This is a genomic window from Geobacter sp. FeAm09, assembly GCF_008330225.1.
In the GTDB taxonomy this organism is placed as follows: Bacteria; Desulfobacterota; Desulfuromonadia; order Geobacterales; family Pseudopelobacteraceae; genus Oryzomonas.
Genome location: NZ_CP042466.1, coordinates 3,086,843 through 3,101,918, shown reverse-complemented (window position 1 = coordinate 3,101,918; position 15,076 = coordinate 3,086,843). Strand labels below are relative to the sequence as shown.

Genomic DNA, 15,076 nt, shown 5'->3' with positions numbered 1-15,076 from the left:
TACAACGTGTAATCAGACAAGGGGGGAGGAGGCGGGTACGTCGTCGGGCCGGTCCTGGGCCGGCGCTACGGGGGCCGTAACATGCGGAATAGTCTCGGCTGCGGCGGGCCGGCCAACCTGCTGGAGCGTCGCCAGCCGGTTTTCCACCTCGGCCAGCCGTTTTTCGATACGCTCCATCACGTCCAGGGTGCGGTCCTGCTTGCCCTTGATGGCGAACACCACGAACGGCATGATGAGCCAGATAACCGCCAAAAAGAAGCCGATAATGCTCATCATTACCATGAAACCGCCAAATATTTCCATGTATTCTCCGATACTGCATAATAGCTGCATATTTATACCACAGCATAGGGGAAATGTTAAGGTGTTTCCGTCCGGAAACTAAGGAAAAAAGTGCGGAGGAACGCTGTCCGGCCACTGTTGTCGCCGCCGGCGCGGCTATTTTGCCCCCGGGAGCAAAAAGCGATGAAAAATTGCCGTGAGATGTGGTAAATTGAAACGATTTACTACCAGAAAAGGTGAATGCGTGACGCTTATTCCCATAACCTCCCCCCGATTTATCGACGCGGAATCGCTGGCTTCCATGCCGGCCTGGAACGAGATCTTTGGCAACGACAACCCGCTGGCGCTGGAGATCGGCTGCGGTACGGGGCATTTCGTGGCCCAGATGGCCCAACTGCACCCCGACTGGAATTTCATCGCCGTGGATTACTACAACAAGGGATGCCTGAAGACCTCCAAGCGGGTGGACAAGGCCGGCCTGGACAACGTGCGGGTCGTGCGCGCCGAGGCGCGTTCCTTCATGGAGCGCTGCATCCCGCGCCGGTCGCTGCAGGCGGTGGTCATCAACTGCCCCGATCCGTGGCCCAAGAAACGCCACCGCAAGCGGCGGCTGGTCAACGGAGAGTTCGTCGGCTATCTGGCGGAATTCATGCTGCCCGGCGGCGATTTCCATTTTGCCACGGACTTCGACGACTACGGCGAGGATGTGGCCCGCTTCATGCCGGAGATGCCCGGATTCGCCAACGTGCTGGCTCCCGATCCCTATCGGCATGCCCTGGAGGGGTATCCGCTTTCCAAATATATGCTAAAATTCATGGATGCTGGCAAGCAGATCTACTTTATCCATTACCGCAAGGTTTCATAACAGGGCATTGCAAACGGGGGTAACGCCATGGGGGAGCCCAGTACGGACAGGGAGATCAGTTTTTTCAGGCCGCGGGGAACCGCCATGCGCGGCGAGGTCCGGGTCATCCGGCTGGTCCTGGCCGGTTGGTTTGCCGCCATCGTCGGCATCCAGGCGTGCGTCTACCTGCTGGAAATCAATTATTCCGAACTGTTGCTCGAAGAGATGACCTTCTTCAACCTCCCGATCCACTTCTGGCTGACCGGCCAGGTGCTGCCGCTCTGGTTCATCGTTCTCTGCGTGCTCTTCAACATCTGGATGGACCGCCATGCGGCCCGCCGCCTGGACGGCGCGCTGCGCTTCCGGATCCGCCGCGACCGGGAGGATGAGTAAATGTCCGAATCCGCGGTGCAGCTTCTGCCCCTGGCCATCGTCGTCGGCATGTTTGCCCTGTTCATTGTCTCGGGACTGCGCACCAGCAGCAGGCAGGCCTCGGAGTACGGCGTCGCCGGGGGGTACACCGGGCGGATCGGCATCGGCGCCGCCATCGCCAGCAACTGGATGAGCGCCGCCAGCTTTCTGGGGCTGGCCGGCATGTTCTACCTCACGGGGTACTACGCCATGGCCTTTGTGGTCGGCTGGACCGGCGGCTACGTCCTGCTGCTGGTGCTCATGGCCACCCAGATCCGGCGCTTCGGCAAGTACACCGCCCCGGACTTCGTCGGCTTCCGCTATGAATCCGAGGTGGCGCGCACCCTGGCGGCGCTCATCGCCATCGGCATCACCATCATCTACGGCGTCGCCCAGTTCCGCGGCATCGCCCTGATCGTCTCGTGGCTGTTCGGCATCGCCTATGCCCCGGCGGTGATCGTCGGCGCCGCGCTGGTGGTGGGGTTCGTGGTCGTGTCCGGCGCCCTCGGGGTGGCGCGGAACCAGAAGCTGCAGTACTTCGTGCTGATCACGGCCTTTATCCTGCCGCTCATGCTCATGGTCCGCAAACTGGGGTATTTCTGGATACTCCCCCAGTTCGGCTACGGCGCCGCCATCAGGGACCTGCAGCAGCAATTCGGCTTCGCCTGGTCGGAGCCGTTTGCCACGGTGACCCCCTTTCGCTGGCTGGCGCTCTGTTTTACCCTCATGTTCGGCACGGCCGGCCTGCCCCATGTCCTCTCCCGTTTCTACATGGTCCCCTCCATCCGGGATGCCCGCTGGGGGGTGGTGTGGGGGCTGTTCTTCATAGCCCTGATCTACTGGTCGGCCCCGGCCTACGGCGTCCTGGCCCGGCTGTTCGAGGCGCGCGGCGGCATCGCGCTGAACGGTTCCGACCCGATGGCGGCGGATATGGCGGTGCTTTCCGCCGCCCGCTACAGCGGCCTGCCCCCGTGGTGCATCGGCCTGTTGGCCGCCGGCGGCATGAGCGCCGCCTTTTCCACGGTGGCGGGCATGCTTCTGACCGGTTCGGCCTCGTTTTCCTATGATATCTATCCCCGCCTCATCAGGCCGAATGCCAGCGAGACGGACAAGGTCTTCGCGGCGAAAGGTTTTTTTCTGGTCCTGGCGGTGATCGTCATGACGCTGGCCCTCAGGCCGTGGGGCATGATCGCCGAGATCGCGGCCCTGGCCTTCGCCCTGGCCGGCAATACCATCTTCCCGGCTTTCCTGCTGGGAATCTGGTGGGGGAGGGCCAATGCCGCCGGGGTCATCAGCGGCATGCTGGCCGGGGTCGCGATCACCTTCGCCCCGTTGCTGGCGGGCGTCCTGCCGCTTCTTTCAGTACTGCCCCCCGCCACGTCATCGGCCTTCCTGGGCGCGCCGCTGGTCATCCTGGTCATGGTGGCGGTTTCGCTCCTGACCCCGCCGCCGGGCGAAGGGATCAAGCTGTTTCTGGCCCGCAACGTACACGACACTGCGGAGGAGTAATGGCGGTTCTGGCCACGGCAAAGGGGAGCGACATCAGCACCTGGCGGGCGGCCGGGGAGTTTGGCGCCGCCTTCCGCCAGGCGCTTTTGCAGCGGAGCGCCTCCTGCCGCTCCGAGGAAGCGGAGCGGCTCTTCGACGAGGCCTGCCGGGAGCTTGAAGCGCTCGCCGGGGAAAACGACGAGCGGGTGGCGCGCCTCGAACGCCTCACAGCCGAGGCGGCGGCAGGCACGGACCCGGCACGCCTCGGGGAACTGTGCACCGCCTTCTATGCCGGGCTCTACGATCACGTCGGCCGCTACGGCTCGGCAGTGGCCTTTTACCAGCTCAGCACGCTGTTCCTGCACGGGTTGGCCGGTTCCTTACACCGTTATGCCCTGCACCAGCTCGGGGCGGCCGCCGGGGGGCTGCACGACACGAGGCTCGTAGCTGTCGGGCCGGCCGGCCGCCGGGAGTTTTCCCCCCTCTGTCCGCTGCAACTGGCGCTGGTTTTTGGCCGGGACGACGGCGGCGACCCGGAAGCGGGCTTCCGGTATGCCCGTCTTCTCCTGGAGGGCTTTGGGGCCTGCGGCCTGCGGGTCGATGGCGACATCGCCCCGGTGCATCCCCAGTGGCGGGGCAGCCTGCCGCAGTGGGACCAGCGCCTGGAGCAGGGGCTGGCGCGGGGCACGCAGAAGGAACTGGTCGAACTGCTCAGATTGTCCGATCACGATGTCCTTTTTTCCGCCGGGGGGGAGGAGGGGGAATTCCGCGAACTGGTGCTGCCGCACCTGCAACAGAGCCGCCGCGCCATGGGCGATCTTGTCGCCCGCTTGCTGGGGCTGTCCAACGGCCTCGGGATCATGGGCGGGTGGCGTCTGGAAAAGAGCGGCCCGCACCGGGGGATGTTCCGGCTGTTCGAACATGCCCTGCTGCCGCTCTCGGCCGCGGTCGCCGCCCTGGCCCTGATCCACCGGGTCGATGCCCCCGATACCCCCCGGCGTATCCGGGTGCTGCTCGGCCGCCAGGCGCTGGACGTGGATACCGCCGAGCGCCTGCTGCAGTCATGGCATACCCTGAACGAACTGCGCCTGATGCGGGAGCGTGAGTTCTTTCCGGCCCGGAACAATGGGGCGCCCCTCTACCTGGACGTCGCGAGCCTGGACGAGGATACCCGCGGCATGTTCAGGGATGCGCTGGAGACCGTCGCCACGGTCCAGCGCCTGGCGGTCGTCGTCTATAACGGGACGGAAGAGTAGCAGCCGTGCAGATCTCGCTCTCCACAGGCAGCCTCTTCACGCTTCCCCTGCCGCGGGTCTTCGAGCTTGCGGCGGCCGCCGGCTTCGACGGCGTCGAGTTGATCATCAGCCAGAACTTCCAGAAGGTCAATCCGGTCAGGCTGATCAGGTCGCTGCAGCAGATCACGGTGATCCACTCCATCCATGCGCCCTTCATGCCGCTGGACGGCTGGGGCGGCCCGGCGGCCTCCCTGCGGCGGAGCGTGGCTTTGGCGGCGGAATGCGGCATCCCGCTGGTGAACTTTCATCCGCCGTCGTGGCTGGGGTTCGAGATCGGCTACTGGCGCTGGCTCTACAGTGTGATCGATTTTCAGAAGGACGTGGGGATGGACGGCCTGGTGACCGTCACCCTGGAGAACATGCCCTGGGTGGGCAGGATGAAGATCAATCCCCACATACTGTCCAACACCCAGCGGATGATCGAGTTCATTCGCGACCACAACCTGTTCATGACCTTCGACTGCACCCACATGGGGTCGGGCAAGGCCAATTTCATCAATGACTTCTACCAGTTTTACGAATCCGGGCGCATCAGGAACATCCATTTTTCCGATTACGGCCAGGGGCGGGAGCATCTTTTGCCGGGCCACGGCATGCTGCCCTTGACCCGCTTCCTGAACCACTTGCGAAATACCGATTATCAGAGTACGGTAACGCTGGAACTCGATCCGACCGAATTCCCCAAAGCGGAGCATATCATCCTGGAAAGCCTGAAAGAGATCCTGATGTACCTTCGTGCCGAAACCGGCAAACAGAACGACGCGGTGCTGAACTACGACCGGGGCTTCCAGACCGTTCCCCTGCCCGAGGCGGGCTAGCCGCCCGTACACCCGGCGGCGGCATATCCGAGTTCTATCTTTTTTCCCGAGTGACCACCCTGCATGTCTGACAGATATATCGAAAAAAACTTTATCTATCTCCTGGCAATCTCCGTGGCACTGCATGTGGGCATGTTCGTCCTGATCTACTACCTGCCCCACGAAGAGAAGCCCCCTCCCAAGGAACCGGTGTTCATCGACATCCAGCAGATGCCGGAACTGAAGCCCCAGCAGCCCACGCAGCAGGAGACCAAGCGCTTCTCCGAGCAGCGGCAGCGCGTTCCCAAGGAGATGGCCCCCCGGGGAAACGCACCCCGGGACAGCTTCGGGCCGGCACCCCGGCCGGCCACGCGGCCGCAGCCCCAGGAACCCGGCAGGGCCGCACAACGGCAGGCGCCGCCAGCCAGGCAGGCCCAGCCGCTGCCCGCCAAACGCCAGGAACCGCCCCTGGCACCCGGCTCGTCGGTCTCCAGCCTGCTCAGGCCGAAATCCCCCAGCCGGCCGCAGGCCGCCCAGCCGCAGCTCTTCCCCGGCGCCCAGCGCCTGGCCACGCTGGAAGAGGGGTACCGCCGCAAGTTCGAGAACGACGTGGCCGAAGGGGATACCCGCTTCCTCAACAGCGACGACATCCAGTTCGGTTCGTTCCTGCGCCACTTCGAGAACGCCGTGTACGGCGTCTGGCGCTACCCCCAGGAAGCGGCCATGAAGGGGATCGAGGGGGTGACGCCGGTGCGGATCACCTTCAACCGGCGCGGCGAGATCACCAAGGTGGAACTCTTGGAAAGCTCCGGCGCACGGATACTGGATGACGAGGTCATGCGCACCCTGCGCGCCATCGGCCCGGTGGGATCGTTTCCCCGGGGCTACGACAAGGAGGAGTTCCACCTCATCGCGTTTTTCCAGTATGGCGGCGCCCGCAGGTCGCTGCGGTGACCCGGCGCGCCTTCCTCATCGCCGCCCCCCAGAGCGGTTCCGGCAAGACCACCGTGGCCCTGGCCGTCATGGCGGCCTTCAGGCGCCGCGGGATGACGGTCGCGCCCTTCAAGTGCGGCCCGGATTTCATCGATCCCGGCTATCACCGCCTGGTCACCGGCCGCCCCTCCATCAACCTGGACGGCTGGATGTGCCCGGAGGCGTTCGTGGCCGACACCTTCCGCCGGCATGTCGCCGGGGCCGACGTGGCGGTGGTGGAGGGGGCGATGGGGCTGTTCGACGGCATGGGCCACGCACCCATGGAGGGGAGCAGCGCCCAGGTGGCCGCCATGTGCGGCGTGCCGGTGGTGCTGGTGGTCAACGCCCGTGGCATGGCGGCCAGCGCCGCGGCCCTGGTCAAGGGGTTTGCCGGGTACGACGGGCGGGTCAGGATTGTGGGCGTGATTTTCAACAATGTGGGGAGCGCGTCCCACGGCGAGCTGCTGCGCCACGCCCTGGCAGCGGCGCTGCCGGAGGTGGCGGTGTTCGGCTGCATCCCCCGGGACGCCGCCCTGGAGATACCTTCGCGCCACCTGGGGCTGGTCACGGCCGAGGACAACCCCCTGCCGCCCCGTTATCTGGAACGCCTGGCGGACCTGGCGGAGACAAGCCTGGACCTGGACGGGCTGGCCGCAATTCAAATCCCCCCGGCCCCCCTTTTATAAAGGGGGGAGAAGAACCCTTGCAGGCATCCGGCGATGCCTCCCCCTCGCCCGTGCGTATCGCCGTGGCGCGGGATGCGGCCTTCTGCTTCGTGTACGAGGACAACCTGCGGCTGCTGCGGGAGGCGGGGGCCGAGATCGTCCCGTTCTCGCCCCTGGCCGATGAGCGCTTGCCGGCCGATGTCCAGGGCATCTACCTGCCGGGAGGGTACCCGGAGCTGTATGCCGAACGCCTGGCCGCCAACAGCGCCATGAAGGCTGCCGTGGGGGCCGCCGTCGAGGCGGGCATGCCGGTGTATGCCGAGTGCGGCGGCTTCATCTACCTGACCCGCGGCATGGAGGACGGGGAGGGGGGGCCGCCGGCCGATTTCGTCGGCGTCTTCCCGGTGCGGGCGCGCATGCTGCCGAAGCGCAAGGCGCTCGGGTACCGCCAGGTCGAATTCACGGCAGCTTCCGGTGTGATCGCCGCCGCCGGCAGCGCCCGCGGTCACGAGTTCCACTATTCGGAGGTCGGGACGATGCCGGATGCCGTGGAGCGCTGTTACCGGGTGTCCCGGCAGGGCAGGGAGCTGGGCCGGGAGGGGTATCGTCACCACAACTGCCTGGCGTCCTACATCCACCTGCATTTCGGCAGCAACGGGGGGATCGCGCCCGCCTTCACGGCCGCCTGCCGGCGCCATGGCGGCATTTGAGGCGTGGTGGAGTTATTATCCCCTCACCCGGCCTGCGGCCACCCTCTCCCCGGGGACCCAATGGGCCTAAAGGAGAGGGGCTGATGAGCATCCCTTCCCTATCCCTTCTCCTTTAGGTCCTTGAGGCCCTTGGGGGCCACGGGGAGAAGGTGCCCCGAAGGGGGGTGGACGCGGGGAGGCATGTCGCTCGATCCGTCGGTCAGCCGCTGCGGATTCGGGTTGTCTTTTGCCGTTCGCCGTGTTACACAGTACGAAAACTGCTTCCGGTCCAAGGGAAGCCGGTGCGAATCCGGCGCTGCCCCGCAACTGTGAGGGGGGACGGTCACCGCAGGAGGCCACTGTCCGTAAAGGATGGGAAGGCGCGGTGACGGGACGATCCCCGAGTCAGGAGACCTGACTGGAAGCCACATAAACACTCCAACCGTGGGGAAGGGAGCGTATCATGAAACATCCAGCGTTACTGTTGTCAGCCGTTTGCCTGCCTGTCGTTCTTCTGCCGTCCTCTTCATTTGCCATGCACATCTCCGAGGGGATCCTGCCCTTCTCCTGGGCGGCGATCTGGTTTGCCGCGTCGGCGCCGTTTCTGGCCCTGGGGCTGCGCACCCTGACGCGCCGCTCGGCCCGGGACCTGTCCAGCAAGCCGCTGGTGGGGATGGTGGCGGCCGTGGTCTTCGTCATTTCCTGCATGCCGGTGCCGGTGCCCACCGCCGGGACCTGTTCCCATCCCTGCGGCACCGGGCTGGCCGCGATCCTGCTCGGCCCGGCCATGGGGGTGGTGGTCGCGGCGGTCGCCCTCTTGATCCAGGCGCTCTTCCTCTCCCATGGCGGCCTCTCCACCTGGGGCGCCAACCTCTTTGCCATGGGGGTTGTCGGCTCCTTTACCGGGTTTGTGGTGTTTCGGGCCGCGCGCGCCTGCGGTGCCGGGCCGGTGCCGGCCGCCTTCGCGGCCGGGCTGCTGGCCGATTGGGCCACCTATGCCACGACCGCCATGATCCTGGCGGCCGGTATCCGGGGGACGAGCCCGTTCTGGCCCCTGGCCGGCAAGATCGGCCTGGCGTTCGTGCCCACCCAGTTGCCCCTGGGGATCATCGAAGGGGTCATCACCGCCGGCATGGTTTCCCTGTTGCGGAAAAAACGCCCGGACCTGCTTGCCCGCACCGCCCTGGCGGGAGTCGGGGGTGAAAAGCGATGAAACGTCACGCCATGATCTTGATGGGTGTGTTTTTGTGGTCGGTGGCAACGGTCTCCCCGGCGGCGGAACAGTGGCAGGGGATCGACGAGACCGTCGTCCAGAAGATCGCCCGGGAGCATGGCCGCGAGGCCAGAAAGCCGCTGATCGATACCGGCGAAGGGGATATGCAGTTGTTCATGTTCCTGCTGGCGGGGGCCGTGGGGGGCTTTGCGGCCGGATATTACTGGCGCGCCCTGCTGGACGGGAGGAAAAGGCAAGACGGCAAGACTGATGTGCCGCGCGATTGACAGGTTGTTCAAAAATAGTCAGATCGTCGCACCCGCAGAAAAGCCCCGCGGAGGCGTAGCCGCGCTACGCCGCACAAGGGGCTTTCGAGGACGCGGCGAGATGGCTGTTTTTCAACAACCTGCTAAGGAGTGACCTGCCCCAGGAACTCCAGGCTCTTCAGCCGGCGTCCGGCATGGGTGGCGATGGCCCGGTCCAGAAGCGCCCCACCTTCCGCCAGGAGGTCGGGGGGAAAGACCACCTTGCCGAAGGTGCCGGTTGCCATGCAGGCGCCCAGGGCCTTGAGGGCGGAGGGATGCAGCGGCCTGCCGGCCGGGGCGCAGGCCCGGCACACCGGCTCGCCGCTGTCCTGCAACAGCGCGCCGGCAGCGCCAAAGGGGGTGTCGCAGCGGGGGCAGCTCTCCAGCGCGGGGCGATAGCCCAGGATGTTCAGCAGGTTGATTTCAAAGAAACGGCGGTCGCTGTCATCGGCCGCCGTTGCCGTTTCCAGGCGGTCCAGGTAGGCGGCCAGCAGGCGGTAGAGGCGCGGCAGGGGATGCCCTTCGGGGGTCATGGCCTCCACCACCTCGCAGGCGTAGAGCGCCTGGGCGATGGCCGACAGGTCGCCGCGGATGCGGGGGTAGATGGTGACTATCTCGGCTTGTTGCAGGCCTGCCAGCCCCTCCTTGACCCGGACCTGGGCCTCGATGCGGGCAAAGGCCTCCAGCGCCGCGCCGAAACGCTTGCGGCTCGTGCGCGCGCCCCGGGCAAAGGCCTTGATGCGCCCATGCTCCAGGGAAAACAGCGACGCGATCCGGTCCCTGTCGCCGTAATCGATGGTGGCGAGGACTATGGCCTGGAGCTTTTCGGCATGCATGGGCGATTCCATTGATCCTGAAACGGGCAATCCGGCCACAGGGGCGCAGAGAAAATCAAAACCTGCCACGGAGGCACAGAGGCACAGAGGTCCACAGAGAAAAGCAAAAAACGGTTTTTCGGCAAAGCCGCCATCAGGGCTCTTTGTTTTTCTTGCCTTACCCCTGGTGTTCTCCGGGGCTCCGTGTCTCCGTGGCAGATGTCGGCCGGCCTCTCCGGGGCTCTGCGGCAGATGCCTTTTCTTGGTTGATGTGTTGAAAAGTAAGATGAATTTATTTATTCTAGGCCGTACGGCATGGCAAGAAAAAAATATGAACGTGTCCGTTTCCGCGAAGGAGGCAGCATGGTCCGTTTCTCTCCATCTTTGTGTGTGGCCGCCCTGTGTCTGTCCGCCCTGACCGCCTGCGCCCCCGCCGGCAGGCAGGTGATGGGCGACCCCCAAGACCCCTATCCGCTCGCGGAGCCGCCCCGGATCGGCCAGATCGTCCACCTGCCGACCGGCACCCTGGTCAGCCCCGCCCAGATGCTGGCCGTGGCCACGGACGCGCGCATCGTCTACGTGGGCGAGACCCATGACAACCCGGCCTCGCACCGCCTGGAACTCCAGGTCCTCCAGGCCCTCGCCGGGCGCCATCCCGGCCGCCTGGCCCTGGGGATGGAGATGTTCGCGCGTTCCCAGCAGCCGGCCCTCGACCGCTGGGTTGCCGGCGAACTGGATGAAAAGGCGTTTCTCAAGGAATCCCGCTGGTTCGAAAACTGGAACATGGATTTTGCCTATTACCGCGACCTTTTGAACCTCGCCCGGGAGCGGCGTATCCCGGTCATCGCCCTGGATGCGGAGAAGAGCCTGGTGAAGGCGGTGCGCAGCACGGCGCCGGAACAGCTCGGCCCGGCGGAACGGGCCCAGGTGCCGGAGCTCGACCTGACCGATCCCTACCAGCGCGGCCTGGTGACGGCCATCTTCGGCGATCACAGCCACGGGGCGCTGGCGATCGACGGCTTCATCCGCGCCCAGACCCTGCGGGACGAGACCATGGCCGAATCGGCGGCCCGCTACCTGGCCGGCCCGGACGGCAAGGACAAACACCTGCTGGTGGTCGCCGGGGGCGACCACGTGAGCAACGGCTTCGGCATCCCGCGCCGGGTGTTCCGCCGTTTCCCCGCCTCCTCCGTCATCATCGGCGGCAAGGAACTCGACATCCCGCCCGACAAGCAGGACCGCCTGATGAACGTCACCATCCCCGACTTTCCCATGGTGCCCTACGATTTCCTGGTGTACCAGGCCTACGAAGACCTGCCCGAAACCGGGGTCCGTCTCGGCGTGATGATCGAACCGGCGCCCGGCGGCCGCGGCCTGGTGGTGAAGGGGGTGCTGCCCGGTTCCAATGCCGAGCGGGCCGGCCTGCACCAGGGGGACCTGCTCCTCTCCCTTGACGGCGAGCCGCTCGCGGGCAATTTTGACCTGACCTATGCCGTGCAGCAGAAACGTCCCGGCGACCGCGGGGTCGTGCAGGCCGAGCGGCAGGGGACGGTGCTGAAACTGGAGATCGTGTTCCTGGCGCAGCAGAAGGAACACGGCAAGCGCTAGCCGTTCACTTTGAAAAACGGGAGGGGGCCATGGAGAGGAAACGGGTGGGGATCGTGCTGTTCGACGCCGTTGAGGTGCTCGATTTCTGCGGGCCGTACGAGGTCTTTTCCGCGGTGCGGCTCGATGAGGCGAAACGGCGCCAGGAACCATCCCCCTTCGAGCTGCTGCTGGTGGCCGGGAACGGCGATCCCGTCACCGCCTCGGGCGGGATGCGGGTTGTGCCCGACGCCACCTTTGCGGCCTGCCCCCGGTTGGATATCCTGGTGGTGCCGGGCGGCTGGGGCACCCGCAGGGAACTGGACAACCCGGTCATGCTCCAATGGCTGCGGGAACGCAACGCCGAGGTGGAGATCCTGACCTCCGTCTGCACCGGGGCCATGCTGCTGGGCCGCGCCGGTCTGCTCGACGGGCTGCGCGCCACGACCCACTGGCGCTCCCTGGAGTGGATGCGCGACTCGTTTCCCGCCGTGACGGTGGAGTACGACCAGCATGTGGTGGCGGACGGGCGGGTCGTGACCTCGGCCGGCATCTCGGCCGGCATCGACATGGCGCTTACGGTGGTTGCCCGCTACCATGGCGAGCCGGTGGCCCGGGCCACGGCCCGGCACATGGAGTATCCCTATCCCGACGGCAATGAGCGCAGGGTGCCGCTGTAGTTTAGTGGGCCTCGCTCCAGTTCTTTCCGTAGCTGATGTCCACCCTGAGCGGGACCTTCAGTTCCACGGCGCGGGACATCTCCTCCTCCACCAGCACTTCCATATGCAGCAACTCCTCCTCCGGTATCTCGAAGACCAGTTCGTCGTGCACCTGCATGGTCAGGCGGCTCTTCAGCCCCTCGGCCCGTATCCGCCCGTCCACCCGGATCATGGCGCTCTTGATGATGTCGGCCGCCGAGCCCTGGATCGGGTAGTTGATGGCGTTGCGCTGGGCAAAGGCCCGCACGTTGCCGTTGGTGCTGTGGATATCCGGTATGGGGAGCCGCCTGCCCAGGATGGTTGTGACGTATCCGGTCTCTTCCGCCTGGCGGATGCAGGAGTCCAGGAAGCCGACCGCGCCGCTGTGGCGCTCCTTGTAGGCGGCGATGAACTCCTCGGCCGTCTTGCGGGCGATGCCCAGCTGCTTCGCCAGGCTGAACGCCCCCTGGCCGTAGATGATGCCGAAGTTGATGGTCTTGGCCTGGCGGCGCATCTCGCTGGTGACCATCTCGGGAAACAGGCCGAAGACCTCGGCCGCGGTGCGGGTGTGGATGTCCTCGTCGTGGGCGAAGGCGTGGCAGAAGACCTGGTCGCCGGAGAGGTGGGCCAGCACGCGCAGTTCGATCTGGGAGTAGTCGGCCGAGAGGATGACGTGCCCCGGCGGGGCGATGAAGGCGTGGCGGATGCGGCGCCCCTCGTCGGTGCGGACCGGGATGTTCTGCAGGTTCGGGTCGGAGGACGAGAGCCGCCCGGTGGCGGTGACCGTCTGGTTGTAGGAGGTGTGCACCCGGCCGGTCCTGGGGCACACCAGGCGCGCCAGGGCGTCGCTGTAGGTGGATTTGAGCTTGGTCAGGCCGCGGTAATCCACGATCAGCCGAGCGACCTCGTGCTCCTCGGCCAGGGCGCTCAATACCTCGTTGTCCGTGGACCAGCCGGTCTTCCCCTTGGTCTTCTTGCCGGTCTTCAGGCCCATGCGTTCGAAGAGCGTCTCGCCCAGCTGTTTGGGGGAATTGAGGTTGAAGGGGGCGCCGGCGATGGCGAATATCCGCCCCTCCAGCTCCGCCAGGCGGGCTGAAAAGTCCTCAGACAGTTCCTTCAGCATCTCCCGGTCCAGCAGCACCCCGTAATTCTCCATGTCGGCCAGGATCGTCACCAGCGGCATCTCCAGGGTGCGGAAAAGCTGCTCAAGACCGGTTTCGGCCAGTTGCGGCCCGAATTTGCGCCGCAGGAGCCAGGTGGCGTCCGCATCCTCGCAGGCATAGGTGGCGGCGGCCGCCACCGCCACCTGGGAAAAATTCTTCTGTCCCTTGCCGGTTCCGGTCACCTCGCTGTAGCTGATCATGCGGTGGTTGAGATGCTCCTGGGCCAGGGCGTCCAGGCCGTGCCCGCTGCGGGCCGGGTTGAGCACGTAGGAGGCCAGCATGGTGTCGAACCAGGCCCCTGCCACCGTGATGCCGCTGTTGGCAAGCACCTGCATGTCGAACTTGATGTTCTGGCCGACCTTGCGCAGGCCGGGATTCACAAACAGGGGGCGGAGGCGTTCCAGCACCGTGTCCCGCGGGAGCTGGCCGGGGACGAGGGTGGAACCGGCCTCCCCCGGGGCCTCGGCCTGGGGCGGGGCAAACAGGGTCCCCGCGTCTTCGGGCGGGGGCGGGGAGGGGGATGAGGTCACATGCCCCACCGGCAGATAATAGGCCTCGTGGTCGCGAAACGAGAACGACAGGCCGACGATCTCGGCCAGGCGCGGGTCGAGGCTCGTGGTCTCCAGGTCGAAGGCGAATTCGCCGGCCTGCTCCAGGGCCGCGGCGAGCGCCTCCAGTTCCGCGGCCGTGGTGACGGTGCGGTAGCTCTCGGTGGAGAGGGTGGCGTGGCCGGTCAACTCCTTGATCAGGGTGGTGAAACCGTACTGTTTGAAGAAGGCGTTCAGGGCCGGGGTGTCCGGTTCCCGGGCGGCCAGGTCGTCCAGGTTGATTTCCAGGGGACGTTGCGCTCGATGGTGGCCAGTGTGCGTGACAGGAGCGCCTGGTCGCGGAACTCCCGCAGTTTTTCGCCGTTCTTCCCCTTGACCTCGCCGGCCCGCTCCAGCAGGGCGTCCAGGGAGCCGAACTCCTGGACCAGCTTGATGGCGGTCTTCTCGCCGATGCCCGGCACGCCGGGGATGTTGTCCGAACTGTCGCCGGCCAGGCCCAGGATGTCCGGCACCAGTTCGGGACCGACGCCGAAGCGCTCGTGCACCTCGGCCAGGCCCGAGCGCTTGTCCTTCATGGTGTCCAACAATGTGACGTTTTCCGTCACAACCTGCATCAGGTCCTTGTCGCCGGTCACCACCACGACCCGGCCTCCCCGGGCGCTGTAACGGGCGGCCAGGGCGCCGATGATGTCGTCCGCCTCGAACCCTTCCCGTTCCAGGGCCGGGATGTTGAAGGCGCGTACCACCTCGCGGATCGGCCCGACCTGCTGGCGCAGGTCATCGGGCATGGCGGCCCGGTTGGCCTTGTATTCCGGGTAGATGCCGGTGCGGAAAGTGATCCGGCCGGCGTCGAAGACCACCGCCAGCTGCTTGGGATCGTGGTCCTTGATCAGCTTGAGCAGCATCTGGATGAAGCCGTAGATGGCGTTGGTGGGGTGGCCGCTGGGCGAGGAGAGGTGGCGGATGGCATAATAGGCCCGGTAGATGTAGGAGGAACCGTCGATCAGGTAGAGGGTGTCGTCGTGGCTGTTCATGGTGAGTTTTTCTCCGTCTGGTCCCGCGTGAACAGCACGAAGGCCATGCTCGGCCGCCGGCTGGACTCGCGCATGGCAAACTGCATGCTGTCGAAGCGCCATCCCTTGGCGGTCCATTCGTTGAGCGTCTCCTCGATGGCCTCTTCGGTGACGGTGCCCAGTTCGATCACTTTATAGGTCGGCATGTTTCCACTCCGGAAGGTTTCCGGCAATAGTAGCCAACGGCGGGCATATCTTCAAGCGGAAACGGAGAGGGCGGCCCGAAAGCCGCCC

At 65.8% G+C, this 15,076-nt stretch carries 13 protein-coding genes, 2 pseudogenes and 1 riboswitch; of the genes and pseudogenes, 11 read left to right on the top strand and 4 right to left on the bottom strand.

Annotation, left to right across the window (positions count from 1 at the left end; all coding sequences use genetic code 11):
- Positions 1 to 12 precede the first annotated feature (12 nt).
- Entirely contained in the window at positions 13 to 303 is a 291-nt protein-coding gene (locus tag FO488_RS20155; protein WP_240731970.1) for a hypothetical protein, read from the bottom strand.
- Positions 304 to 583: 280 nt separating this feature from the next.
- On the opposite strand from FO488_RS20155, the gene trmB reads away from it, so the two are divergent.
- From trmB to FO488_RS14540, 9 genes and pseudogenes are all read left to right on the top strand, one after another.
- Positions 584 to 1,147, top strand: a complete 564-nt coding sequence (trmB, locus tag FO488_RS14580; protein ID WP_149212205.1) for a tRNA (guanosine(46)-N7)-methyltransferase TrmB — start codon at positions 584 to 586, stop codon at positions 1,145 to 1,147.
- A 27-nt stretch (positions 1,148 to 1,174) separates the two neighbouring features.
- The gene (locus tag FO488_RS14575; RefSeq protein ID WP_149211225.1) at positions 1,175 to 1,519 is read left to right on the top strand and encodes a DUF4212 domain-containing protein; all 345 of its coding nucleotides are present in this window, start codon (positions 1,175 to 1,177) and stop codon (positions 1,517 to 1,519) included.
- The gene (locus tag FO488_RS14570; RefSeq protein ID WP_149211224.1) at positions 1,520 to 3,046 is read left to right on the top strand and encodes a cation acetate symporter; all 1,527 of its coding nucleotides are present in this window, start codon (positions 1,520 to 1,522) and stop codon (positions 3,044 to 3,046) included.
- Entirely contained in the window at positions 3,046 to 4,281 is a 1,236-nt protein-coding gene (locus FO488_RS14565; protein WP_149211223.1) for a putative nucleotidyltransferase substrate binding domain-containing protein, read from the top strand. The genes FO488_RS14570 and FO488_RS14565 overlap by 1 nt, the downstream gene beginning before the upstream one ends.
- A gap of 5 nt (positions 4,282 to 4,286) precedes the next feature.
- Positions 4,287 to 5,138: a sugar phosphate isomerase/epimerase gene (locus FO488_RS14560; RefSeq protein WP_149211222.1), complete on the top strand. Its 852-nt coding sequence runs from the start codon at positions 4,287 to 4,289 to the stop codon at positions 5,136 to 5,138.
- Positions 5,139 to 5,201: 63 nt separating this feature from the next.
- Complete coding sequence (locus FO488_RS14555; RefSeq protein WP_149211221.1) at positions 5,202 to 6,071, top strand: TonB family protein; 870 nt, start codon at positions 5,202 to 5,204, stop codon at positions 6,069 to 6,071.
- A pseudogene (locus FO488_RS20695) lies at positions 6,068 to 7,464 on the top strand (cobyrinate a,c-diamide synthase). The gene FO488_RS14555 and the pseudogene FO488_RS20695 overlap by 4 nt, the downstream one beginning before the upstream one ends.
- 213 nt (positions 7,465 to 7,677) lie before the next feature.
- Positions 7,678 to 7,880: riboswitch (cobalamin riboswitch) on the top strand.
- A gap of 26 nt (positions 7,881 to 7,906) precedes the next feature.
- Entirely contained in the window at positions 7,907 to 8,656 is a 750-nt protein-coding gene (locus FO488_RS14545; protein WP_149211220.1) for an energy-coupling factor ABC transporter permease, read from the top strand.
- A 20-nt stretch (positions 8,657 to 8,676) separates the two neighbouring features.
- The gene (locus FO488_RS14540) at positions 8,677 to 8,943 is read left to right on the top strand and encodes a hypothetical protein (RefSeq protein ID WP_240731965.1); all 267 of its coding nucleotides are present in this window, start codon (positions 8,677 to 8,679) and stop codon (positions 8,941 to 8,943) included.
- A gap of 122 nt (positions 8,944 to 9,065) precedes the next feature.
- Here FO488_RS14540 and recO read toward each other — a convergent pair whose 3' ends face one another.
- The gene (gene recO, locus FO488_RS14535) at positions 9,066 to 9,797 is read right to left on the bottom strand and encodes a DNA repair protein RecO (RefSeq protein WP_149211218.1); all 732 of its coding nucleotides are present in this window, start codon (positions 9,795 to 9,797) and stop codon (positions 9,066 to 9,068) included.
- Positions 9,798 to 10,166: 369 nt separating this feature from the next.
- Here recO and FO488_RS14530 point away from each other — a divergent pair, with 369 nt between their 5' ends.
- Complete coding sequence (locus tag FO488_RS14530; protein ID WP_240731963.1) at positions 10,167 to 11,384, top strand: ChaN family lipoprotein; 1,218 nt, start codon at positions 10,167 to 10,169, stop codon at positions 11,382 to 11,384.
- Positions 11,385 to 11,413: 29 nt separating this feature from the next.
- Complete coding sequence (locus FO488_RS14525) at positions 11,414 to 12,040, top strand: DJ-1/PfpI family protein (RefSeq protein WP_149211216.1); 627 nt, start codon at positions 11,414 to 11,416, stop codon at positions 12,038 to 12,040.
- 1 nt (position 12,041) lies between these two features.
- Here FO488_RS14525 and polA read toward each other — a convergent pair.
- Both polA and FO488_RS14515 read right to left on the bottom strand, forming a co-directional pair.
- Positions 12,042 to 14,803 (bottom strand): annotated as a pseudogene (gene polA, locus FO488_RS14520) (DNA polymerase I).
- Positions 14,800 to 14,988 (bottom strand): DUF4177 domain-containing protein, encoded by a 189-nt coding sequence (locus tag FO488_RS14515; protein WP_149211215.1) that lies wholly within the window; start codon positions 14,986 to 14,988, stop codon positions 14,800 to 14,802. The pseudogene polA and the gene FO488_RS14515 overlap by 4 nt, the downstream one beginning before the upstream one ends.
- Positions 14,989 to 15,076 lie beyond the last annotated feature (88 nt).